Annotated in this window: 23 protein-coding genes; 12 read left to right on the top strand and 11 right to left on the bottom strand. The window is 57.7% G+C overall.

The window, feature by feature from the left end; translation table 11 throughout:
• The first annotated feature begins 45 nt into the window (after positions 1-45).
• Positions 46-1,683 carry a glutamine hydrolyzing CTP synthase gene (pyrG, locus tag CK911_RS13130; protein ID WP_068977696.1) on the top strand — a complete coding sequence of 546 codons (1,638 nt, stop codon included), beginning with the start codon at positions 46-48 and terminating at the stop codon, positions 1,681-1,683.
• An 89-nt stretch (positions 1,684-1,772) separates the two neighbouring features.
• Entirely contained in the window at positions 1,773-3,074 is a 1,302-nt protein-coding gene (gene eno, locus CK911_RS13125) for a phosphopyruvate hydratase (protein WP_042023643.1), read from the top strand.
• A 123-nt stretch (positions 3,075-3,197) separates the two neighbouring features.
• On the opposite strand, the gene CK911_RS13120 is transcribed toward eno, so the two are convergent.
• From CK911_RS13120 to CK911_RS13100, 4 genes are all read right to left on the bottom strand, one after another.
• Positions 3,198-3,683: a GNAT family N-acetyltransferase gene (locus tag CK911_RS13120; RefSeq protein WP_098970466.1), complete on the bottom strand. Its 486-nt coding sequence runs from the start codon at positions 3,681-3,683 to the stop codon at positions 3,198-3,200.
• Between the two features lie 246 nt (positions 3,684-3,929).
• Positions 3,930-4,394, bottom strand: a complete 465-nt coding sequence (locus CK911_RS13115; RefSeq protein ID WP_172954016.1) for a hypothetical protein — start codon at positions 4,392-4,394, stop codon at positions 3,930-3,932.
• Positions 4,395-4,977: 583 nt separating this feature from the next.
• Positions 4,978-5,622, bottom strand: coding sequence for a hypothetical protein (locus CK911_RS13105; protein WP_098970464.1), 645 nt, complete (start codon positions 5,620-5,622; stop codon positions 4,978-4,980).
• 565 nt (positions 5,623-6,187) lie between these two features.
• Entirely contained in the window at positions 6,188-6,784 is a 597-nt protein-coding gene (locus CK911_RS13100; RefSeq protein ID WP_098970462.1) for an MliC family protein, read from the bottom strand.
• 311 nt (positions 6,785-7,095) lie between these two features.
• Between CK911_RS13100 and CK911_RS13095 the strand changes: the two genes are divergently transcribed.
• Positions 7,096-7,449: a hypothetical protein gene (locus CK911_RS13095; protein ID WP_223290163.1), complete on the top strand. Its 354-nt coding sequence runs from the start codon at positions 7,096-7,098 to the stop codon at positions 7,447-7,449.
• A gap of 189 nt (positions 7,450-7,638) precedes the next feature.
• Here CK911_RS13095 and CK911_RS13090 read toward each other — a convergent pair whose 3' ends face one another.
• The gene (locus CK911_RS13090) at positions 7,639-8,001 is read right to left on the bottom strand and encodes a DUF2061 domain-containing protein (RefSeq protein WP_068977701.1); all 363 of its coding nucleotides are present in this window, start codon (positions 7,999-8,001) and stop codon (positions 7,639-7,641) included.
• 192 nt (positions 8,002-8,193) lie between these two features.
• Between CK911_RS13090 and CK911_RS13085 the strand changes: the two genes are divergently transcribed.
• Entirely contained in the window at positions 8,194-8,400 is a 207-nt protein-coding gene (locus tag CK911_RS13085) for a hypothetical protein (RefSeq protein ID WP_098970460.1), read from the top strand.
• Between the two features lie 117 nt (positions 8,401-8,517).
• Here the strand turns inward: CK911_RS13085 and CK911_RS13080 are convergent, their stop codons facing one another.
• Genes CK911_RS13080 through CK911_RS13070 form a run of 3 tightly spaced genes read right to left on the bottom strand, consistent with a single transcriptional unit; the run spans position 8,518 to position 11,745 of the window.
• Positions 8,518-9,387, bottom strand: a complete 870-nt coding sequence (locus tag CK911_RS13080) for a 23S rRNA (adenine(2030)-N(6))-methyltransferase RlmJ (protein ID WP_098970458.1) — start codon at positions 9,385-9,387, stop codon at positions 8,518-8,520.
• A complete protein-coding gene (locus CK911_RS13075; RefSeq protein ID WP_172954015.1) occupies positions 9,381-9,842 on the bottom strand; it encodes a DUF2390 domain-containing protein in 462 nt (153 codons plus the stop codon). The genes CK911_RS13080 and CK911_RS13075 overlap by 7 nt, the downstream gene beginning before the upstream one ends.
• Complete coding sequence (locus CK911_RS13070; protein WP_098970456.1) at positions 9,835-11,745, bottom strand: ABC transporter ATP-binding protein; 1,911 nt, start codon at positions 11,743-11,745, stop codon at positions 9,835-9,837. Before CK911_RS13070 ends, CK911_RS13075 begins: the two co-directional genes overlap by 8 nt.
• Positions 11,746-11,899: 154 nt before the next feature.
• Here CK911_RS13070 and CK911_RS13065 point away from each other — a divergent pair, with 154 nt between their 5' ends.
• Positions 11,900-12,313: a CBS domain-containing protein gene (locus CK911_RS13065; RefSeq protein ID WP_068977705.1), complete on the top strand. Its 414-nt coding sequence runs from the start codon at positions 11,900-11,902 to the stop codon at positions 12,311-12,313.
• A gap of 132 nt (positions 12,314-12,445) precedes the next feature.
• Here the strand turns inward: CK911_RS13065 and CK911_RS13060 are convergent, their stop codons facing one another.
• The 3 genes from CK911_RS13060 to CK911_RS13050 all read right to left on the bottom strand — a co-directional run bounded on the left by CK911_RS13060 (position 12,446) and on the right by CK911_RS13050 (position 16,178).
• On the bottom strand, positions 12,446-14,107 hold the full coding sequence (locus CK911_RS13060; RefSeq protein ID WP_098970454.1) for a hypothetical protein: 1,662 nt from the start codon (positions 14,105-14,107) through the stop codon (positions 12,446-12,448).
• A 169-nt stretch (positions 14,108-14,276) separates the two neighbouring features.
• Positions 14,277-14,744, bottom strand: a complete 468-nt coding sequence (locus CK911_RS13055) for a hypothetical protein (RefSeq protein WP_098970452.1) — start codon at positions 14,742-14,744, stop codon at positions 14,277-14,279.
• 42 nt (positions 14,745-14,786) lie between these two features.
• Positions 14,787-16,178, bottom strand: coding sequence for a PLP-dependent aminotransferase family protein (locus tag CK911_RS13050; protein WP_098970450.1), 1,392 nt, complete (start codon positions 16,176-16,178; stop codon positions 14,787-14,789).
• A gap of 118 nt (positions 16,179-16,296) precedes the next feature.
• On the opposite strand from CK911_RS13050, the gene CK911_RS13045 reads away from it, so the two are divergent.
• From CK911_RS13045 to CK911_RS13015, 7 genes are all read left to right on the top strand, one after another.
• A complete protein-coding gene (locus CK911_RS13045) occupies positions 16,297-16,893 on the top strand; it encodes a LysE family translocator (protein WP_098970448.1) in 597 nt (198 codons plus the stop codon).
• A 125-nt stretch (positions 16,894-17,018) separates the two neighbouring features.
• On the top strand, positions 17,019-17,609 hold the full coding sequence (locus CK911_RS13040) for a LysE family translocator (protein WP_042021424.1): 591 nt from the start codon (positions 17,019-17,021) through the stop codon (positions 17,607-17,609).
• A 126-nt stretch (positions 17,610-17,735) separates the two neighbouring features.
• Positions 17,736-18,434, top strand: a complete 699-nt coding sequence (locus tag CK911_RS13035; protein ID WP_098970446.1) for an aspartate/glutamate racemase family protein — start codon at positions 17,736-17,738, stop codon at positions 18,432-18,434.
• A 129-nt stretch (positions 18,435-18,563) separates the two neighbouring features.
• Positions 18,564-19,670: a 1-acyl-sn-glycerol-3-phosphate acyltransferase gene (locus tag CK911_RS13030; RefSeq protein WP_098970444.1), complete on the top strand. Its 1,107-nt coding sequence runs from the start codon at positions 18,564-18,566 to the stop codon at positions 19,668-19,670.
• A 314-nt stretch (positions 19,671-19,984) separates the two neighbouring features.
• Positions 19,985-20,455 (top strand): YhcH/YjgK/YiaL family protein, encoded by a 471-nt coding sequence (locus tag CK911_RS13025; protein ID WP_098970441.1) that lies wholly within the window; start codon positions 19,985-19,987, stop codon positions 20,453-20,455.
• Positions 20,456-20,696: 241 nt separating this feature from the next.
• Positions 20,697-21,896: an acetate kinase gene (locus CK911_RS13020; protein ID WP_042021432.1), complete on the top strand. Its 1,200-nt coding sequence runs from the start codon at positions 20,697-20,699 to the stop codon at positions 21,894-21,896.
• Positions 21,897-22,037: 141 nt separating this feature from the next.
• A complete protein-coding gene (locus tag CK911_RS13015) occupies positions 22,038-23,279 on the top strand; it encodes a mechanosensitive ion channel family protein (RefSeq protein ID WP_042021433.1) in 1,242 nt (413 codons plus the stop codon).
• Positions 23,280-23,359 lie beyond the last annotated feature (80 nt).

The following is a 23,359-nucleotide window of genomic DNA, read 5'->3' as shown; positions in this document are numbered from 1 at the left end:
CCCGAAGCACCCCTTAAAACTCCCTAAACTTCTTTCAGGTTCAGCATGACGACAAAATATATTTTTGTAACTGGTGGCGTTGTTTCATCCCTCGGCAAAGGCATTGCCGCAGCTTCTCTGGCGGCCATTCTGGAAGCCCGTGGTCTGGATGTGACCATCATGAAACTGGACCCCTATATCAACGTGGATCCGGGCACCATGAGCCCGACCCAGCATGGTGAAGTGTTCGTAACCGAGGACGGGGCCGAAACCGATCTGGATTTGGGCCACTACGAGCGTTTCATCCGCACCAAGATGACCCGTCGCAACAACTTTACCACCGGCCGTATCTACGCCGATGTACTGCGTAAAGAGCGCCGTGGTGACTATCTGGGTGCCACCATTCAGGTTATCCCGCACATCACCAACGCCATCAAAGAGCGGGTGATTGCCGGTGCCGAAGGCCATCAGGTTGCCATCGTCGAAGTGGGCGGCACCGTGGGTGACATCGAATCCCTGCCGTTCCTCGAAGCGATTCGCCAGCTGGCGACCATCGTTGGCCGCAACAACGCCATGTTCATGCACCTGACGCTGGTGCCTTACCTGGCGGCTGCCGGTGAAGTGAAGACCAAGCCGACCCAGCACTCCGTTAAAGAGCTGCTCTCCATCGGTATTCAGCCTGATGTGCTGATCTGCCGCTCTGACCGTGCCATTCCGGCCAATGAGCGCGCCAAAATTGCCCTGTTCTGCAACGTGCCAGAGCGCGCCGTCATCTCCATGAAAGACGTTGACTCCATCTACAAGATCCCGGCACTGCTCAAGTCCCAGAATCTGGACTCCTACTTCACCGAGCGTTTCGGTCTGGAGTGCAAAGAAGCTGACTTGTCCGAGTGGGAGCAGGTTGTGTTCGAAGAGGCCAACCCGACTGCAGAAGTGACCATCGGTATGGTCGGCAAGTACGTATCCCTGCCGGATGCCTACAAGTCGGTCAACGAAGCACTCAAGCACGGTGGTCTCAAGACCCGTCTTTCCGTCACCATCAAGTACATCGACTCCCAGGATATCGAGACCCGTGGCTCCGAGCTGCTGGAAGGTCTGGATGCGATTCTGGTCCCGGGTGGCTTCGGTGAGCGTGGTGTGGAAGGCAAAATTCTGGCGGCCCAGTATGCCCGTGAGAACAAGATCCCCTACCTGGGTATCTGCCTCGGCATGCAGGTTGCCATGATCGAATTTGCTCGCAACGTTGCGGGTATGGCTGGCGCGCACTCTTCTGAGTTCAAGAAAGATTGTGCCTATCCGGTTGTCGGCCTCATCACCGAGTGGGTGGATGAAGAAGGTAACGTCGAGACCCGTACCGAAGGCTCTGATCTGGGCGGCACCATGCGTCTGGGTTCCCAGCTCTGCCACCTGGTCGAAGGTTCCAAGGTGCGTCAGATGTACGGCAGCCCGACCATTTACGAGCGTCACCGTCACCGTTACGAAGTGAACAACAAGCTGCTGCCGCAAATTGAAGCAGCCGGTTTGAAAGTGACCGGTCTCTCCGCCGACAAGAAGTTGGTGGAAATTATCGAGATCCCGGATCACCCCTGGTTTGTGGCAGCGCAGTTCCACCCGGAGTTCACTTCCACTCCTCGTGATGGCCACGCTCTGTTCGCCGGGTTTGTGAAGGCGGCAGGCGAGTATCAGAAGCGTAATTTGAAGTAATTTAAAATAAATGCGGTTGGGGCTCTGTGCCACAGCCGCTTTTTTTGGCATATTTTTGTTGTTTTTTTACGAAACCTGAGGAAATACACATGTCCAAGATCGTTAAAGTAATCGGTCGTGAAATCATCGACTCCCGTGGTAACCCGACCGTTGAGGCCGAAGTTCACCTGGAAGGTGGTTTTGTTGGTATGGCAGCAGCTCCGTCTGGCGCATCTACCGGTTCCCGCGAAGCGCTGGAACTGCGTGACGGCGACAAGAGCCGTTTCCTGGGTAAAGGCGTGCTGAAAGCCCTCGAAGCCGTAAACGGCCCGATTGCTCAAGCTCTGCTGGGTAAAGATGCCAAGGACCAGGCCGCTATCGACCAGATCATGATCGACCTCGACGGCACCGAGAACAAATCCAAGTTTGGCGCCAACGCCATCCTGGCTGTTTCCCTGGCTAACGCCAAAGCCGCCGCTGCTGCCAAAGGCATGCCGCTGTACGCTCACATCGCTGAGCTGAACGGCACCGCGGGTGTTTACTCCATGCCGCTGCCGATGATGAACATCATCAACGGTGGTGAGCACGCCGACAACAACGTCGACATTCAGGAGTTCATGATCCAGCCGGTTGGCGCCAAGACCCTGAAAGAAGCTGTCCGCATGGGCGCTGAAGTGTTCCACAACCTGGCCAAAGTGCTGAAGTCCAAGGGCTACAACACTGCAGTCGGTGACGAAGGTGGTTTCGCTCCTAACCTGAAATCCAACGCCGAAGCACTGGAAGTAATCGCTGAAGCCGTTGCTGCTGCCGGTTACAAGCTGGGCACCGACATCACTCTGGCGATGGACTGTGCTGCTTCCGAGTTCTACGACGCAGAGAAGAAAGAGTACAACCTGAAAGGCGAAGGTCGTATCTTCACCTCCAACGGTTTCTCTGACTACCTGGCTGACCTGACCACCAAGTTCCCGATCGTCTCCATCGAAGATGGCCTGGACGAATCTGACTGGGACGGTTTTGCTTACCAGACTGCTGAACTGGGCAAGAAAATCCAGATCGTTGGTGACGACCTGTTCGTGACCAACACCAAGATCCTGAAGCGCGGTATCGACAACGGCGTTGCCAACTCCATCCTGATCAAGTTCAACCAGATCGGTTCCCTGACCGAAACTCTGGCTGCCATCAAGATGGCCAAAGACGCTGGCTACACTGCCGTCATCTCCCACCGTTCCGGTGAGACCGAAGACGCGACCATCGCCGACCTGGCTGTTGGTACTGCTGCTGGCCAGATCAAGACCGGTTCCATGAGCCGTTCTGACCGTGTTGCCAAGTACAACCAGCTGATCCGTATCGAAGAAGCTCTGGGTGCCAAAGCTCCTTTCCGCGGTCTGAAAGAAGTTAAAAACCAGGCTTAATTTGCTGGTTTACCAGCCTCGGCTGGAATGAAAAAAACCGGAACCCAAGGGTTCCGGTTTTTTTATGGCTGATCCTTGCCACAACGGCCTGAGAGGCGAGGGCGTTGTGTCTCTGGTCTCGGGTCAGACAAACGGGAGCGTGCGCTGATAGCGCCCTGCATGCGCCTTGAAGCCCAGTTTTTCAAACAGGGCGATAGAGCGGACGTTATCTGCATCGATATCTGCGGTAAGGCGGGTGACTCCCAGCGTGCCTGCATGGGTGAACAGCAATCGCAGCGCTTCCGACATAAACCCTCTGCGCCAATAGGCCGCATTGAGCAGACAGCCCACCTCGCAGCAGTGGCCCGCCTCGCTGAAACTGTGCAGGCCGCAGGTGCCGATCACCTTGTTGCTCTCCAGCTCGACAATCGCCCACTCCAGCGACTCACCCGTTTGCTCCAGCCGCACCACGCTCGCCATCATCTGCGCCACCATGGTGGGGGAGGTAAAGCAGGGCTCAGAGGCAAACTCCATGGTCAGTGGATTGCCATAAATCTCGAACAGATCGGCGGCATCCTGCGGGCCAATGGTGCGCAGCACAATCCGTCTGCCGGTTAAGTCAGGCTTCATCTATCTCCTTGGGAAAGATACAGGTGAAAAACGAGACAGCATGAAAGTCGGTCTGTGAAGGCAACTGGTACTATCACGAAATATTTGTATCGCGAACGTCCGATTACGCTTCGCTAATCGAACCTACGGGCTCCTTGGCGCGGGTGTTACGTCAGCAAAGATACAGGTGAAAAACGAGACTGCGTGAAAGTCGGTCTCTGAAGGCAATTGGTGCTATCACGAAATATTTCTATCGTGAACGTCCGATTACGCTTCGCTAATCGACCTACGGGCTTTGTTATTCATTAACCTTGCATCTATTTTATTCGAAAAATCTGAGAAGCCATCCAGGTCAAAAGGGGCGTAAATTTTCTTGCGACTGTTAGTACGAATGACCATGCAATCCACTATGAGTAATTTTCCCATACTCACACCGATCATCTCTGTATAGGGTATGGATACTTTCTGGAAAAAGCGGTTTCTACCTACCACATCCTCGCTCCTCAATTCGACGGAAAACAATCTGGAGGCTTGAGCCATTGCGAACAATACAACGAAGGATGCTAGCAGGATTTTTAAATATTGGTAAAAGAGCCAAGAGCCCAACTCCATGTCGAGTTGGGTTTTGTATGTACTGAGTGCAACAAACCCGACAAAAATCAATGTGATAAATATAAAGAACCGCTTGCTCATAGAGAGTAATGGTTGTTTCCAATTTAATGAATATTGCATTGTCTATTCCCGTTGGATAAAAATAACATCTACTTAATCAGTGAATGACAGAGGATTTCCACCTTGTCAGGAAAGTTTGCTATAGAGATAGTGGATTTTCCGGATTTTTTTGGCCGGTTTATTCGCGATTGTCCGAATACGCTTCGCTATTCGAACCTACGAGCTACCTACCACATCCTCACTTCTTAATTCGACAGAAAACAATCTGGAGGCTTGAGCTATTGCGAACAATACAATGAAGGCTGCTAGCAGTATTTTTAGGTATTGGTAAAAGAGCCAGAAACCCAGCTCCATATTCAGTTGTGTCTTGTATGTGCTGAGAGCAACGCCTCCTGAAAAAATCAATGTAATAAATATAAAGGATCGCTTGCTCATGGAGAGTAATGGTTGTTTCCAATTTAATGAATATTTCATTGTTTATTCCAACTGGATAAAAATAACGTCCACTTAATCAGTGCATGGCAGAGGATCTCCGCCTTGTCAGGGAGGTTTGCTATCGAGATCGTGGGTTCTCCGGATTTTTTTTGGGGCCGATTTATTCGCGATTGTCCGAATACGCTTCGCTAATCTAACCTACGGGCTGTTATGTATCTGACTTCATATTTAAACCAAATTCAAATATGAACATCTCAACTTGCCCATGTGATGCTGAATATTTTTTCGAAAAATCATCTATAAGTTGCAAAAAATCAGGATATCTTTTTTCGGCATTGCCTGTATTTATACCTTTGAGAGTATAAAATCCAGACAAAAAGCTTTTATTAATTGAGTCAATTATGCGTTTGTCCAAGATGACACAAGGAAATGAATTCACTTTTGCATTGATGAAATAAAGAAACTTTGTGTACGTGGATAAACCTAAACCTTGTATCGATTTGGTCGCATTGTAATGCGAATCCCAATCTGTTATTCCATTGCTCGCCTCTTTCAATAAGGATACAACTATATCTAATTTATCTGTTATATTCTTGAAATGATTGCCTCTCATGCCTGCGGGATAACCCCAAAGTATTACTGCAATTACTAAAGTCTCATAATCACCAGAGTTTGCTAACTTAAACAAGTCTTTTCGTGATATTTCTACCTCATCATTTTTTTTGAATAGACTAAAGAGAATGACGCTTGTTTTATTATTTTTTGATAAAAATTTTTCCCATGTACTCTTCTTTGAAGTGAATGATTGATAATCCATTGGCATACACTTAATTAATTTTTCAAATCGATTCATGACGGGAATCCATAGATGCATAACAGTGATTAGATGGAAGGCAGTACTAACACATTAATACCGTCTTCCATCTAACTCCGCTTCGGCCTAATTCAGAATGCGATAAATGGTGCTGTAAATAAACCATTTGCCACCATGCCTATAAAGCTGAACGTGTTCGCTTGACTTTCTTTGTTAGAGCAACAATTACAACAGTTAAGGCCTTGGTCATGGAAAGCACCGGCATGGCTACCGCCCCTGAATTTCAGCCTCCAGTCTGCTGCTTTTTACCTGCGAGATAGCTGGCATGGCTCATGGGGAGACTCCGACGAGGCGTGTGTTGCCAATTGGCTATATTACTGGCGGGCGGGCTGAGGGAAAGGGGGAGATGGCGGATTCCTGAGCAAGATCAATAAATTAATGAGTAAGGCCGTTTGATCGCCAGTTGGCGGGATGGGGCGAGTCTTGATCGGGAAGGTGAAAGGTTGGCAGGGAGTGGTGTAGAGGGCGCGGTTTGCTGTCGCTCGCCGCTTGTTGGTTTTCAGATTTCAAAGCAGCGGAGCGGCAGTGCCGCCCCGTATCAGAGTCAGCCCTTGGTCGGATTTTCCATGCAAGTGAGGGTTGGCTGGCCATAACGCTCCAGCGTGGCGTCGTCCCCTTTGGTGAAGAAGGTGAGATTTTGCCCTTCATAACGGGCGCCGCTGGCGCTGGGGGTTTCATAGGCGAGCACTTGTTGCTGCTTGTCGCCCTCGCTCAGGTTGATCACCGCGGCGGGCAGCTTGGCATCGTTATAGAAGTAGGTGGAGAGAGTGACGCTCTTGCCGCACTGGTAGTTGACCGGGGTTGGCACCATCAGTTGGCCGCCGCTGATCTGCAATTCGGTGATCCGCAGCAGGTAGTTATCCTCCACGCACTGGCGCAGATCCTGCCCCTTCCAGCAGTCATTGCGCCCCTTGATCCAGCCGCGCTGCATGGCACGCTCGGTCTTGAGCTGTTCGGGAGAGAGCTGCGCAATCGCCTTGGGGTAGAGGGCCGCCAGTTCGTTATCAAGGGCGGCCAGTCCGGCATCCTTGCAGATCAGGGTTTCGACCGCTCCGGCTGCTTTGCCGCAGTCAAAGGAGGGGGTCGCAGCGCTGGCCAGCAGAGGGGCAAACAGCAGGGTGGCAAGCAAGGTCTTGTTCATCGATAGATTCCAGCAATGAAGAGGGCGTATCGGCCTACTACAGCACACTCTAAGGGGCAATGCAGCTGTGGGGGCGAGCGCTTTTTGCAGGGGGAGGGGCGGTTGTGGCATAGCTTACTCGGGCGCGGAGGCGTTTGTTGTTGGCTGAGACAATAACGGGTTAACAACAGCGCGGAGGCGTCGCTATTTTGAACGAACGCCCCAGCGGGTGGCATTGCGCTTTCGCTCCGCCTCAAGTGACGTGCTAGATTGCCGACTTTTGTTTATAACAAGCAGGCTAAAATATGTTCAGGTTTTTGATGGGAGCCTTGTTGGCTATCACGCTGTCCGGTTGCGCCGCCATGTTCAATGGCACCAGCCAACAGGTTTCTATCCGCAGTCAGGATCCGGATGCGGAGATTTACGTCAACGATATGCTGCTGGGCCATGGCAATGTGATCACCTCGTTCAAGAAGAAAGAGAACTACATCATCACGGTCAGGCGTGCCGACTGCTACTCGGTGAGCATCCCGGTCTCCAAGTCGTTTGACGCCACCACTCTGCTCGGGATCTTTATCGATTTTGGCGTTGTCTCCATTCTGGTGGTCGATGGTGTCGGCACCGGTGCCTGGCAGAAGTTTGATCAGAGCGCCTATATCGTGGATCCACTCTGCAAGAAAGCCTGATAAGACCTGATGGGGGCATCGGGTGATGCATCCAGCCAACGGTTTTTGCTGATGTGAAAAACCCGACCTTCCTTGCCGGAATGTCGGGTTTTTTGTGCGGGTAACGCGGGGCCGAGGGGCGGGTTATCCAGTTGCTTAGTTTGCCGCCGTTGCTTGGTTTGGCGCAGCTGCTTGGTGTGTCGCAGTTGCTTAGGCCAGCGCCAGTTGCTGGCGGCTACGCCACAGCCGCTCGTGGAAGAAGAACACCACGGTATTGATGGCCGGTTCGATCGCCGCCATCACGCCACCGGTGAGCAGCTCGCCGCTCAGCAGGAAGGCAACCCCGAAGGCGATGCTGAAGTGCACCAGTGCGAAGCTGCTGGTCTTGGCCTGCAGGCTGTGGTTTGGCTTGAACTTGTGCCAGCCAAGGTCATGAAAGTAGAAGGCGACCGTGTTGACGGCGGGCTCGATCAGGGCGATCAGGCTGGCGGTCAGCAGCTCCCCGGTCAGCAGGTAGGCCACAGTAAAGGCAACGATAAAGTGCAGGATGGCAAAGCTGATGGTTTTTTTCATGATGGCGGCTCCCTCTGTTGATGAGATGAGTATCCGCTAGAATGAGACTAAATGAAAACTATTCTCATCTATTGCCAGAATAGAGAGAACCTATCAACGGGCGAGTTGTCGATGCGGTTCAGAGGTTGCCAATCGCAGCCAAGGCGATAAAGTACGGGTTCATCCACATTTGCCCATGAAAAAGGATCTTTCATGAATATCAATGCCACCCTGCTTGGCCAGTTCATTGCCTTGCTGATGATCATCGTCGGCGCCATCGCCTGGCGACTGGCGCGCCGCAAGAGCGAGCATCCGGCGCTGGTCACCCTTATCTGCTCCCTGCTCTGCCTGTTTCCCCCCTTTGGCCTGCTGGCCCTGTTGCTGGTTGCGCTGAAACAGGATCTGCCCGCCCGTTCATAGGGGGCGCAGCGGTTGGCGCACAGGTTCAGACAGCCCCATAAACGGGCCACATCAATAGAAAAAGCCCCGTGATGGGGCTTTTGCGTTTCAACTTTGTGGTCGCTGCGGGGCGAGGGATTAATCCTCGGCCTTGTTGAGCCACTCCACCTTGTACTGGGCGCCGGCACCCTGCGCCAGCTTGGCACACAGCGGTTTGAGGAAGGCCTCGATCTGCTCGTCCAGCATCCAGGGCGGGCTGATGATCAGCATCCCTGAGCCGTTCATGCCCCAGTCGCTGGTCTGAGCGGCCACTTCCAGCTCGGCTACCAAGACGTTACCGAAGTTTTCCCGCTTGATGGCGCGCAGCATGTCGCGGGATTTGTCCGCCTCTTGCCCGAGGATTGGATACCAGAGGGCGTAGATGCCGGTCGCCCAGCGTTTCTGCGCCTTTTTCAGGGTATCGACCACGGCGAAGTAATCTTCCTTCAGCTCGTAGGGCGGATCGATCAGCACCAGCCCGCGGCGTGGGGTCGGCGGCAGCAGGGCGATCAGCCCCTCGAAGCCGTCACGGTGGTGCACGGCAACGCGGGGGTCATAGCCCATGTTGGCGCGCAGATCGTCCACTTCATTGTTGTGCAGCTCCATCAGCGCCAGCTTGTCCTGCTCGCGGGTGAGGCGGCGTGACAGCTCGGGGGAGCCCGGGTAGTAGTGCAGCTCGCCGCCGTCTCCTTCTTGACCGGGGTTCATCTCTTCGATGACGCCCAGATAGGGAGCCATGGCAGACCACTGGGCCCGCTCATCCCACAGGCGGCCGATGCCGTCGGCATACTCGGCCTTCTTCTGGGACCAGTCGCCGCGCAGGTCGTAGAGACCGCCACCGGCATGGGTGTCCAGCACGATGAAGGGCTTATCCTTCTTCTTGAGGGATTCGATGATCAGGGCCTGAACGGCGTGTTTCAGCACGTCGGCGTGGTTGCCGGCGTGAAAGGCGTGGCGGTAGCTCAGCATATTAGGTCTCTGAGGGGCCCCTGTTGGGCACCCAATAACGATAGATAGTTCAACAAATTGCGGCTGTTGCCGCGATACAGGGAGAGGCTGCGCAGGGTCTGCAGCAAGACCCCTTGCTGCAGCCGTTCCAGCTCCAGCTCGTGGGCCAACATGGTTTGGTACTCCTGCGCATCGACCCGCGCCTTGGCGCTCTGGCGCAGGGCGCGCCACGGGGTCAGCACTGCTTCGGTCTGCACCAGCGCCGGTTGCAGATCGGTGAGATCAACCACGATGCCGAGCTGATCGAGCCGGTGCAACAGCAGCGCCAGATTGACGTTGCCCCCCAGCGTTTGCACGGTGAGCCAGTCCTGACTGCGCTCACCATAGATCTTGCCACTCCAGTGCCAGAAGCCCAGCGGCGTCGGTAACTCATGTACCGCGATCCGCTCGCTTGCCATCAGCTGATCATCACGCAAAGAAGGCCTGCTCCATGGTTTCCAGCTCCTCTGAGAGGCTCATCCACTCCAGCTCAACTTCCTCCAGCTGCTCCTTGAGGGGGCCCTGGGATTTGAGCAGTTCGGAGAGCTGGTTCTTGGCGCTCTCTTCATAGATGGCAGGATCGGCCAGCTGACTCTCGATGTCGCCAAGCTTGCCCTGCAGCTTCGCCATGCTCGCTTCAAGTTTTTCGAGCTTTTGACGCAGCGGGCGGGTCTGCTGGCGGAACTGGGCTTCAAGTCGTTTCTGATCCTTGCGTGCCACTGCAGAGTTGGCAGAGACCGGGCCATCAGCCGGTTTGGCGTTGGCCTCTTTCTCCTGCTCGCCGAGCCACTTGTGGTAGTCGTCGAGATCGCCGTCGAATGGCTCGACCCGGCCACCGTGCACCAGATAGAAGTCATCGGTAGTGGTACGCAGCAGGTGACGGTCGTGCGACACCACCACCATGGCCCCTTCGAAGCCTTGCAACGCCATGGTCAGGGCGTGGCGCATCTCCAGATCCAGGTGGTTGGTCGGTTCATCCAGCAGCAGCAGGTTCGGTTTTTGCCAGGTGACGAGAGCCAGCACTAGCCGCGCTTTTTCGCCGCCGGAGAAGGGGGCCACCTTGTCGAGGGCCTTGTCGCCGTGAAAGCCGAAGCTGCCCAGATAGTTGCGCAGCTCCTGCTCGGATTTGTCCGGCGCGAGGCGGGCCAGATGATCGAGGGGGGTATCGTCGAGACGCAGGGTCTCCAGCTGATGCTGGGCGAAGTAGCCGATGCTGACCCCGGCGCTCACCTCCAGCTTGCCAGACAGCGGCGGGTTGGAGCCTGACAGCATCTTGATGAAGGTGGATTTACCGGCGCCGTTGCGACCGAGCAGACCGATCCGTGAACCCGGTACCAGGTTCATTTTGATCTTCTCCAGAATGACCTTGTCACTGTAACCGGCGCACAGGTTCTCCATGGCGATCAGCGGGGTCGGCAGGGCTGACGGCTGGCGAAACTCGAAGCTGAATTCGGAATCGGCGTGGGCGGGCAGGATCTTCTCCATCCGCTCCATCGCTTTGAGGCGGCTCTGGGCCTGACGAGCCTTGGAGGCTTTGTAGCGGAAGCGATCGACATACGCCTGCATGTGGGTCATCTCCCGCTGCTGCTTCTCGTACATGGATTGCTGCTGGGCCAGCTGCTCGGCGCGCTGCAGTTCGAAATCGGAGTAGCCGCCGGTGTACTCGTTGAGCTTGCCGTTCTCGATATGGATGATGCGGTTGATCACCGAATCGAGGAAATCGCGGTCGTGAGAGATAAGGACCAGCGTGCCCTGATAGCCCTTGAGCCACTTCTCCAGCCAGATCACCGCATCGAGATCCAGGTGGTTGGTCGGTTCATCGAGCAGCAGCAGATCGGATCGGCAAAGCAGCGCCTGAGCGAGGTTTAGACGCATTCGCCAGCCACCGGAGAAGCTGCGCACCGGCGAGCCGAGCTGTTCGTCGCTAAAACCCAGACCATGGAGCAGTTCGGCCGCGCGGGCGCGAATGCTGTAGGCGCCAATGGTGTCGAGCTTGCCATGCAGCTCGGCGACCAGCAGGCCATTGTCATCATGTTCGGCCTGCTGCAGCTGGCCTTCCAGAATGCGGAACTCTTTGTCGCCGTCGATCACGTAGTCGAGGGCGGAGCAATCGAGCGCCGGGGTTTCCTGGGCGACACCGGCAATCTGCCAGCCGACCGGCAGACTGAAGGCGCCGTTGTCGATGCTCAGCTCACCGCGAACCAGTGCAAAAAAGGTGGACTTGCCACAGCCATTTTTACCCACCAGGCCCACTTTGTGGCCGGGGTGAATGGTGGCGGATGCGTTGTCCAGCAGCTTGCGGCCGCCGCGGATCAGTTCGATTTGACTGGCAACTATCATGGAGAGGGTCTGCTTGCTCAAAATGGAGGAGAAAATCTGGCGCGGATCTTACGTGAAATGGCGAGGATTTGCACTTGAGCAAAGGGCTGGCCACTGGCTGGCGCGGTAAAAACATGCCATAACAGAGAAACCAGTTCAGTTCGCGGAGGTTAGCATGCATATCAGGGATATTATGACGACTCGAGTCGCCACCGTTTCTATGGATGATCGACTCAATGTCATCAAAGGTATCTTCGAGCAGGCTCACTTCCGCCATCTGCTGGTGTTGGAGGAGGATAAACTGGTGGGGGTTATTTCGGACCGGGATCTGTTTCGCGCCATCAGCCCCTACCTCGACTCCGAGGCCGAGATGAGCCGCGATACCGAGACCCTCAACCGACGGGCTCACCAGGTCATGAGCCGTCAGCTCATTACCATCGGCCCCCATCTCACTGTGCGCGACGGCGTCAAGCTGATGCTGGAAAAGGGGGTCTCCTGCCTGCCCGTGCTGGAGAATGGCGAGCTGGTCGGCATCATCAGCTGGAAGGATTTTCTCAAGGTGGCGCTGGAGAGTGACGCGCTGGATTGAGCCCGGCGTTCATCGCACCAAGCTGACACAGAGCACTAAAAGAGAGAGGGGAGCCAAGGCTCCCCTCTCTCTATTTGAGCGCAACAGACTAGAGCGCAACTGATGGCACCGGTTGGCGCGCCGTCTGCATCATCATGACTCGGGCCGCCTTTCGACAAGGCATGAGGGACCGTTGCCGGAGAGGTGTGGCTGCAAATGGGTGCGGATCTCGCGCAGGGTGCGCTGGTACTGCTGTCCATGTTGATCGAGAAACGCGGGGCTGTGTTTGAGGCGTCGCTCCAGAGTGTCGACCAGCAGCGCCACCTTGGGGGCCGCCATGCCCGCAGGCCAGCCGTGTTGCAACAACTCCAGCAGGTGCCAGGCATCGCCGGGCAGGGCGGGGAACTCCACCAGCAACTGCAAGCCCGCCTGCAGAGCAGTCTGATACTGGTTGGCCTGCATCGCCTTGTGGCGCAGCTGGCGCAGTTCGCTCAGCCGTTGTTCTCGCGCCGTCAGGCGCTGGCCCAGCTCGGTCACCAGATGATGAAACAGCTGGCGGGTCAGTGGGTGGGGTGCCACTCTGGCGCGGTAATGGGTCAGCTGGGTCAGGTAACGCTGGGCGTGGTGGGGCAGGCCACAGAACTGGCTGACCGCAAAGCCCAGCAGCAAGGCGAGATGGTTGTCGCTCGCATCGTCCGGATGGTGATGGGCAATCAGGATCAGCGCCTCGTCAAAGCGGTACTCCAGCCCCAGCATCAGTGCATGCAGCAGCCCATATTCGTGGGGTTCCAGCGTGGTCGTCCGTTTGAGGTGATCCCACTGCTGTTGCAGGGAACGAAGCCGGTTGCCGGACGGGGTTCCCCACAGTACCGCCAGACTGGCATTGAGCATAAAGCCGTCGATGGTGAGGCGGATGTGCTGTTCGGTGAAGTGGCGCAGGGTCAGGCTGTTGGCCTGCTCCAGCACTTTCTCCTCATTTTTCTGCACCAGCCCGAGCAACATGGCCAGTTGATGCCAGCGCGGCTGATGGGGGCGGATCTGCTGCAGTTCCCCCATGGTTTCCCACGCTGCCTGCCACTGATGCTGGTGCAGCTGGCTGGCCAGTGTCAGCTCCAGCCGAGTGGCGGCAGGCAATTTGGCCTGATGGCGCTGCAAGTCGGTCTGGGCGTTCTGCAGTTTGCCCAGCCCCAGCATGGCGTAGAAGAACCCGGCGCGTGGCCAGCTCGCCAGATACTCGTTGGTACAGAGAGCGTAGTGCTGGGCGGCGGCGATCCCCTCGGCCGATTGCAGCAGCAGGTAACCCTTGAGCCGATCCAGCCAGGGGGCCAGCGAGCGATGCTCCCGCTGAAACAGCAAGTCTTCGCACAGGGCGGTGGCCAGTTGCCACTCTCGCAGCAGGATGGGGGCGGCCAGGGTGCGAGTCAGGCTGCTTAATTTCACCAGTTGCTCGAGCACGACGGTGAGCTGCTGGGTCATGAAGGGGAGCTGCAGATAGAGGGAGAAGTAGAGATCCGAGGGGAGAAAATCCTGCTCACTCTGATCGGCATCCAGCAACAGCAGTACGCAACCGGGTTGCAGCAGGCCGAGGTAGTGAGCTTCGTGCAGCAGGCGAGCTCCCTCGAGCCCCTGCTGTTTGTCCTGCTGGCAGATGATGGCGCTGAACGCCTGTTGTTGCAGCAGGGCAAACAGGCCGCTGTGTACGTGGCCAGGATGACTGTGGTAGTGGATCTGGTCGGCGGGCACACCCTGTTCGGTCAGTTGTCGGGTGATGGCGCTGCGGAGCAGGGGAGCCTCTTCAAGCAGCAGTATCGTCATGCGCGCACTTCCTGTGAGCAAACCATTAAGTTGATTATGGTAGACCCAATGGGAACATCGGCCCAGTACTTAATAAGTGAAAAGTCAACAGTAGCAGGCAGGGTGGCGGAGGGGGCACTATAAGCTGCTATTTCAATCGGTTGTTGCCATCTCTCATGGCTGATATCGGTTATTGCCGAGGGCGGGCCTGCGCTGCAAAGGGGCAGTCGGCCTGGTGGATCAGCCGCGAGCCCTGGCCATGTTCCCCCTGCCAGCGTAATTCCAGCTTGCCGAGGCGGCCCAGATGGCGCAGCTCGAACTCGTAGCGCTGGCAGAGGTTGTCCTGAGGCAGGGTCGCCATGCCCGTTGGCAGCAGGTAGCGATAGCTGAGCAGCGGCCCATCCTCCAGCTTGCTGCTCACTGGCACCAGCCCCTCCTGCGTGGGCTGCGGTGCACTGAGTGCGCGGCGCAGGCTCAAGGGGGCATCGATCGCCTTTTGATAGTGCAGGCCGTTCATCGCCGCCAGCTCCTCTTCCAGCCGTTGCAACTCCCCTTCCAGCCCATTGAGCGCGGCCCCCAACTGCTGGTGGGTCGATGATGAGGCGCAGCCACCCAGCAGCAGGGTGGCAAGCAGCAGGGCGGCTCTGATGGGGGGCATGGCATCTCCTTGGCGAATGAGGGTCAGTTTGGGTGGCCCTGACTATAGCAGGGGGTTGCTGGGGGGCGTCCCCAGCAGCAGTTGTGCCAGACGGGCCAGCCCTTCGCCGACCCGGGCGTCGGTGGCGGGCTGGCTCAGGCTCAGACGTACCCCTTGCGGAGCGGCAAACTGGCCAGCGGCGAAGTGTTCCCCGCTCGCCACGCCGACGTCAAGGGCATCGGCGGCGGCGGCAAACTGCTGGCTGCGCCAGGGTTCCGGCAGCGGCAGCCAGGCGTGCATGCTCCCTTGCTGCCAGCGGGCGGCGGGCAGCAGATGGCGCAGCAGTTCGCCACGGCGTTTCAGTATCTCTCTCTGTTGTTGGATCAGCGGCATGATCTGGCGCTGGCTGACCATCTTGCAGGCCAGTTCAACCAGCAATGGGCTCACCATCCAGCTCGACAGCCGCATGGTCTGGGCGAAGGCGCTGCGCAGGGCGGGGGGCGTCAGCACGAAGCCGACCCGCAGGCCGCCGCAGGCGATCTTGGCCAGACTGCCCAGATAGATGACCCGCTCCGGCGCCAGATTGACCAGCGGCTGCGGGTGGGGCTCCGGCAGCAGGCCGTTGACGTCATCCTCGATGATCAGCAGACCGTGGCGGCGGGCGATGGCGACGATGGCCTCCCGCCGCGCCAGACTCATGATGGCGGTAGTGGGGTTTTGCAGGGTCGGGGTGAGGTAGAGCAGCTTTGCCCGGCGGGTGCGACAGGCGGCCTCCAGCGCCTCGGGCAGCAGCCCCTCCTCGTCCATTGCCAGCCCCACCACCTGATTTTTCAGCTGGCGGGCGTTGCCCAGCATGCCGGGGTAACTCAATCCTTCGCACAAAATGGTCTCCCCCACGCAGTTGGTGGCCAGCAGCGCCAGCATGATGCCGTGCTGGGCGCCGTGGCTGAACAGCAGACGATCCTCACTGCAGTCCACCCCTTGCTCCACCAGCCAGTCGACGAACTGCTGGCGCTGATCCGGCCGCCCCGCCTCCTGGTCGTAGCCGAGCAGGGCGTTGAGATCCCCGTCCGCGACTTCCCCCAGCAGGGGACGAATGATGGCGGCCCGATCCAGCTGCACCGGCAGGTTCTGCCACAACTCGATGCGGTGCCCCTCCTCTTTGCGGATCACCCACTCATTGGCAGGATCCGTGTTCGCCCCCTTAACCCCGTTTCCCTTAACCCAAGTGCCGTGGCCTACTCGGGCTGCCAGCAGGCCGCGCCGCTCTGCCTCGCTGTAGGCGCGGGTGATGGTGCCAACGGTGACACCCAAGCGATCCGCCAGGGAGCGGTGGGTGGGCAATCGGGTCTGCGGGGGCAGTTCGCCGCTTGCGATCCCCTGTTCGATCGCCTTGACCAGCTTGAGGTAGAGGGGGCCATCGAAGGCCGCCAGGTCGGGGGTCCAAATTGTCATGGTGACAATAAATCCATTGATCCAAATTTGTTCCCAATATAGCGTAAATTTCATCCCAATCACAACCAGATAGCGCACATTGTATCGATACAATGTGGCAAATATAAGGAGTCACAATATGACGATGGAGTGGTATGTCACCCTGTTCGGTTTTGCCGTACTCACCTGCGGTACGCCGGGGCCCAACAACCTGATGCTGACGGCCTCCGGCGCCAACTTCGGGGTGCGGCGCACCCTGCCACATCTGCTCGGGGTGGGGGTGGGGCAGCCGGTGTTGCAGCTGGTACTGGCCTTGGGGCTCTATCCCCTGTTCGAGCGTTGGCCGCTGCTGCGCCTCGCTTTGCAGATCTTCGGCAGCCTCTACCTGCTGTGGCTGGCCTGGCGCATCGCGGTGGCCGGTGCACCGGGAGATCCGGCCCGGCGCGCCCGTCCGCTGACCATGCTGGAAGGGCTGGGTTTTCAGTTCCTGAATCCCAAGGCGTGGATGATGGGGATCTCCGCCATCAGTCTGTTCAGCCTCTCCGGTGCCAGTTACTGGCCGAGTCAGCTGGCGGTGATGACCATGTTTGTGCTGGTGGCGCTGCCGGTCTGCTTTGTCTGGGTGCTGTTCGGCCATCAGCTGAGCAACTGGATCAGCTCGGATCGGGGCTGGCGGCGGCTCAATGGATCCCTCGGCCTGCTGACGGCGCTCTGCGTGGTGATGCTCTGGTATTGAACCGCGCTGCGTTGATGGACGAGGTGGCCAAGAAAGAGGCATTTCTGACTTGTCGCCACGGGGTTGGCTCTGCATATTAGAAGGCTTTCCCCATAACGGGCGCTTTGCATCTACAAGAGGTTGAGATGGATCTGAACTGGTTACTGCCCCTGGCGGGGTTTGCCTTGGTCACCTGCGGCACGCCGGGGCCCAACAATATGCTGCTCACCAGCGCCGGCGCGGCGCAGGGCTTTCGCCGCACACTTCCCTTGCTGGTAGGGGTGGTGGGGGGGATCAATTTGATGATCCTCGCCACCGCGCTGGGGCTCGGCGTGGTGTTTGAGAAAGTGCCGCTGCTGCACGACGGCCTCAAGCTTATCGGCTCGGCTTATCTGCTCTGGCTGGCGTGGAAGGTGGCGACCGCCAGCGGCCCGGCCGAGGGCAATCGACCACTCATTCCCGCCCATCAGGGGGCCATGCTGCAACTGCTCAACCCCAAGGCGTGGATGATGGCGCTCTCCGCCATCAGCGGTTTCACCCTGGCGGGGGAGGCTTACTGGCCCTCCGCACTCTGGGTGTTGGCGATCTTCTTTATTACCGGCCTCTACACCGGGGCGTTCTGGGTGCTTTTTGGTGCCCAGGTGCGGCAAATCATTCGCACCGCCCGGGGTTGGCGACGTTTCAATCTTGGCATGGGGCTGGCGACGGCCGCCTGTGTCGGGATGATCTGGCTTTAGCCCAGGGCTGACCCGGGCCTTTACCGGCTGTCTTGTTGGCCCTGCGGGGCCTTTTTTATCTCGCCCGCGTTGCCTTGCCTGCAAGGTGGCGTGGTACTGCCCTCCCTTGGGGTGAAAGGAGTTCATATGAAATGTATCGGTCTGCTGGGTGGCATGAGCTGGGAGTCCACCGTCAGTTACTATCAGGCGCTCAACCGCGGGGTGCGGGCACAGCTTGGCGGTTTGCACTCGGCGCGGGTACTGCTCAACAGTGTCGACTTTGCCGAGATAGAGCGGTTGCAACATGCCGGTGACTGGCCCGCCACTGCCCGTTTGCTGGCGGCGGAGGCGCGCAAGCTGCAGGATGGCAGCGCCGATTTCTTGCTGATCGGCACCAACACCATGCACAAGGTCGCCCCCGAGATTGAGGCGGCCATCGATATCCCGCTGCTCCATATCGCCGATGCCACCGCCGCCAAATTACGGGCAGACGGGATCACCCGAGTCGGCCTGCTCGGCACCCGCTTCACCATGGAGCAGGATTTCTACAAGGGGCGCTTGCAGGATCGCTTCGGGTTGGCGGTGCTGGTGCCCGATGAGGCAGGGCGGGAGCGGGTGCATCGGATCATCTATGACGAGCTCTGCCTTGGCGAGATCCGCGAATCCTCCCGCGCCGAGTATCTGGCCATTATCGAGGAACTGGCGGCCGCTGGCGCCGAGGCGGTGATCCTCGGTTGTACCGAGATTGCCCTGCTGGTGGGCGATGCCAGAGCCGCCGTGCCGCTCTACGACACCACCGCCATTCATGCCGAGGCAGCCGTAGCACTGGCGTTGAGCCTTGATTAATTAACTGGTCAGATCTCACTATTGTTGCTTGCTGCATACCCCTTGCCATAAAAGCGTGTAAAATCGCGCCCTGAATTCTCCCGGCCAACGCAGGTTGGCCGCGACTCCCTAGCATGCAAGGCTGACATTGTGACTGACGTAGATAGATTCGCGGATATTCGCCCCTACCGTGATGAAGAAGTACCGGCCGCCATCGAACGACTGATCCAGGATGATGAGTTTATCGGGGCCATTGCCAGATATCGTTTCGGTTCTCTGATGAGCTGGCTGGGTTGGGCCATTCGCCCGCTGATCCGCCTGTTCCTGCGCCGCAAGTGGTCCAAGGTCACTACTGTGCGTCAGGTGCAGCTCGGCGTGACCCGTTATATGTCGCGGATGATTGCCACTTCCACCAAGGGGATCACCTTCTCCGGGATAGAGCATCTGAAAAAAGAGCAGGGCTACCTGTTTGTCTCCAACCACAGAGACATCGCCATGGATCCGGCGTTCGTCAACTGGGGGCTGCATAGCCATGGTTTTGATACCGTGCGTATCGCCATCGGCGACAACCTGCTGCGCAAGCCCTGCGCCACCGAGCTGATGAAGCTCAACAAGAGTTTTATCGTCAAGCGATCGGCCAAAGGGCCGCGCGAGATGATGAAGATGCTCGGTGAATTGTCGGCTTATATCGGCAACTCGGTGCACGAAGGTCACTCCATCTGGATCGCCCAGAAAGAGGGGCGCGCCAAGAATGGTGATGACAAGACAGATCCGGCCATCCTCAAGATGTTCTACCTTGACGGCAAGAAGCAGAAGATCGACTTCGTTGATTACATGCGCAGCCTCAACATAGTGCCGGTCAGCATCAGCTATGAGCTGGATCCGACCGACAAGGCGAAAGCGCGCGAGCTCTATGAAAAGTCGGTCAACGGCTGCTATGAGAAGGGCGAGTTCGAGGACATCGAGAGTATCGTCGCCGGTATTGTCGGCATGAAGGGGCGGGTACACGTCTCCTTCGGCGCCCCTATCAGCGAGGGGTTCAGCGATCCGGACGAACTGGCCGCGCTGATCGACAAGGCGATCTGGAGCAGCTACCGCCTCTTCCCCAGCAACTATCTGGCGGCCGATGTCTCTGGCAAGGCCAATACCATCGAACAGGCCGCCTTCCTGACCCGTCAGTCGGAAGTGCCCCAAGAGCACAAAGATATCTGGCGTGCCATGTATGCCAAACCGGTGGAAAACGCCAAAAAGGCTTGAATGAAACCGGTTGTAACGCGGTTTGATGAAAAAAATGGGCGCTGATGCGCCCGTTTTTGCGTCTGGTCAAAGTCGACAGTGAAAGGGTGGTGAATAATATGGTTTCAGCTGGTACGATCACCGTGAAAATGGGACTATGCCTCTTGGCAGGTACCTGATGAGTGTGTAACAGTGCTTGAGCGCTGAACATCAGCAAAAGATTTAAACCCCCTTTGCACGGATTGCAGAGGGCATTATTGAGGGACCTGTCACAGGTCCTTTTTCATTGGCTGGCAAAGATGCCACGCAGATATACCTAACAGGAAACAGACGCCATGATCACCGGTAGCCTGAACACCCTGCAGCGTACACCGCTGCCCGCCCCGCTGGCCCGTATCATGGCCGAGGTGGTGAAGAGCGTGGCTCACTGGGGTGAGGCGCCGCTCGGCAAGACCGAGATCGATGGCCTGAACCTGTTTTGTCTGGTGAGCGATGATCTGACCGAGCCAGCCGCAGATCGCCGTGGCGAATTTCATCAGCACTATCTTGATATCCAGCTGCTGCTGCGCGGTGAAGAGTGGATTGGTGTGGGCCCCCACGATTACGTGAGCGACGGCGCTGACCATCCCCATCCCGACCTCTGGTTTGTCGATGACGAGCAGACCAGCTATCTGGCACTGCAGCCCGGTGATTTCGCCATCTTCTGGCCGGGCGAGCTGCATCGTCCGCTCTGCACCTTCAATCAGCCCGCCCGCGTCAAGAAGCTGGTGGTCAAGGTGCATAAAGATCTGCTGATCACCAGTTGATCGCTATTCTTGGGTGCCAGACACCCGACCACGACAGGGTCGCTTGAGATCAGCGCTGGCCTGTCGCGAATTGAAACGAGCGCCATGCACTCTTGATGCGTTACGACTCTTTCAACAGCAAGAATTTAAAAATTGGGCGCACACCCTCCTGCGACCATAAGCCCCCGGCAGGGGAATCCCATCCTCTTTTGGATGACACGACACTGTCGGCATAAAGCCGAAGCACAGGAAGATGTAGAACATGAGCAAGTTGGTATTGATCCTTAACTGCGGTAGCTCTTCCCTGAAATTTGCCGTAATGGACGCCGAAACAGGTGAGGACATGCTGTCCGGCCTGGCCGAATGCTTCAATCTGGATGATGCACGTATCAAATGGAAACTCCACGGGGTCAAGGGCGAAGCCATGCTGGGAGCGGGTGCCGCTCACCAGGCCGCCCTCGACCATATCGTGGGTCACATCCTGCCGCAGGATCCGACTCTTACCGAGCAACTGGTGGCCATCGGTCACCGCATCGTGCACGGTGGCGAGCAGTTCTCCCGCTCCGTGCGTATTGATGACGGCGTGATCGCCGGTATCGAAGCCGCCATTCCGTTCGCCCCGCTGCACAACCCGGCCCACCTCATCGGCATTCGTGCCGCGCTGAAGGTGTTCCCGCAGCTGGCCGAGAAGAACGTAGCCGTCTTCGACACCGCGTTCCACCAGACCCTGCCGCAAGAGGCTTACCTCTATGCGTTGCCGCACAAGCTTTATCGTGAACACGGCATCCGTCGTTACGGCGCCCACGGCACTTCCCACCGCTATATCGCGGAAGAAGTGGCCAAGGAGCTGGGCAAGCCATTGCATGAACTGAACATCATCAACTGCCACCTGGGCAACGGTGCCTCTGTTTGCGCCATCAAGAACGGCGAGTCTGTTGACACCTCCATGGGGCTGACTCCGCTGGAAGGGCTGGCGATGGGTACCCGCAGTGGTGATATCGATCCGGCTGTGGTGTTCTTCATGCATGACCAGCTTGGTTACAGCGTGGACGAGATTAACCATGTCCTGACCCGCGAATCCGGTCTGTTGGGCCTGACTGAAGCGAGCAGCGATTGCCGCTACGTCACCAGCAACTACGCCACCGACGCCGGTGCCAAGCGTGCGCTGGATGTGTTCACCTACCGTGTTGCCAAGTATGTCGGTGCCTATGCTGCCGCCATGGATGGTCGTCTGGATGCCCTGGTGTTCACCGGTGGTATCGGTGAGAACGCCGCCATGGTGCGCGAGATGGTGCTGGCTCGTCTGGCCCTGTTCGGCTTCAAGGTGGACCAAGAGGCCAACAACGCCGCGGTACTGGGTGGCGAAGGTCGCATCACCACCGCCGACAGCCGTTGCGCCCTGGTGATCCCGACCAACGAAGAACTGGTCATCGCCCGCGATGCCCTGAGCCTGGTCTGCTAAGTCAGCCTTGCTTTGAAACAACGCCCGGCCTGTGCCGGGCGTTGTCGTTTCTGGCGTCCGCCGATTTGACATGGGGGAGGGGAGCGGTACCCTGACCTCACTGTTTTTGCAGCCAGCGGCTGCCAGGTTCGGGAGAGAACAATGAAAGAGGCGTTTTTTAACTGGTTGTCGGGCCTTGGGGTGGAAGTGACCAACCTGATGGCGCTGGTGATCGCGCTGGGTTTTATCGTCATCACCTCGTTGCTGCTGCACATGGTGCTGCACCGGGTGTTGCTGGTACGGCTGGTGGGGCTCCTCGGCAAGGCCAAGCAGGTGTGGCTGCCGCCCGAGCTGCAACAGCGCCTCTTCAACCGGCTCGCCTTCGTGCTGCAGGGGGCCGTGTTGCTCGGTCAGGCGGAGATCTGGCTGCCGCGTCAATCGGATAGCCTCAAGCTGATCGAGATGGTGGCCCAGTTCTGGATCCTGCTGTTCCTGTTGCTGGCCTTCTTCGCCCTGCTCGACTGTGTATTGTCGGTGAGCCGCTATACCCGGCTTGGCAGGGATTTGCCCCTGCGCGGTATCTTCCAGGGGGCCAAGCTGGTAGGCAGCATTCTGGTGGGCATCCTGATGATTGCCCTGCTGCTTGGCAAGTCGCCGCTGTTCCTGTTCAGCGGTCTGGGTGCCATGACTGCGGTGCTGATGTTGGTGTTCAAGGACCCCATTCTCGGGCTGGTGGCGGGGATCCAGCTCTCCGCCAACCGGATGCTGAGCGTCGGCAACTGGCTGCAGATGGACAAGTACGGCGCCGATGGCGAGGTGACCGACATCGGCCTCACCACGGTCAAGGTGTCAAACTGGGACAAGACCATCACCACCATTCCCACCTATGCGCTGATCTCCGATTCTTTCAAGAACTGGCAGGGGATGACCGAATCGGGCGGCCGTCGCATCAAGCGCAGCGTCAATATCGACATGACCAGCGTGCGCTTTCTGACTGCCGATGAGCAGTTGCAGCTCAAGCAGGCGCAACTGCTGGCACCCTATCTCAGCCGCAAGGAGCAGGAGCTGAGCGCCTACAACCAGCAGCTGAGTGATGCCTTGAGCTGCCCCATCAACGGTCGCCACCTCACCAACCTCGGTACCCTGCGCGCCTATCTGGATGCCTACCTGCGTGCCCACACCGGCATTCGCAAGGAGATGACCCTGATGGTGCGCCAGCTGGCGCCCACTTCAGATGGCCTGCCGCTGGAGATTTACTGCTTTACCGCGACGACCGCATGGGCCGATTACGAAGGGATCCAGGCCGATATTTTCGACCATATCTTTGCCGTTATTGAGCAATTTCATCTGCGGTTGCATCAATCTCCCACAGGTTACGACATGCGTGGCTGGCAACGGGGATAAGCCAGGAGATCGGGCGGGTCGAGGACGCGGAAAAATCCGTATATTAATCATCGACCCATCGCTACTTGTCGGTTGAAATT

It is taken from the genome of Aeromonas sp. CU5, from assembly GCF_002586745.1.
GTDB classification, from domain to species: domain Bacteria; phylum Pseudomonadota; class Gammaproteobacteria; order Enterobacterales; family Aeromonadaceae; genus Aeromonas; species Aeromonas sobria.
Note: the sequence above shows the minus strand (reverse complement) of the source record. Positions and strands in the feature narration are given on the sequence as shown.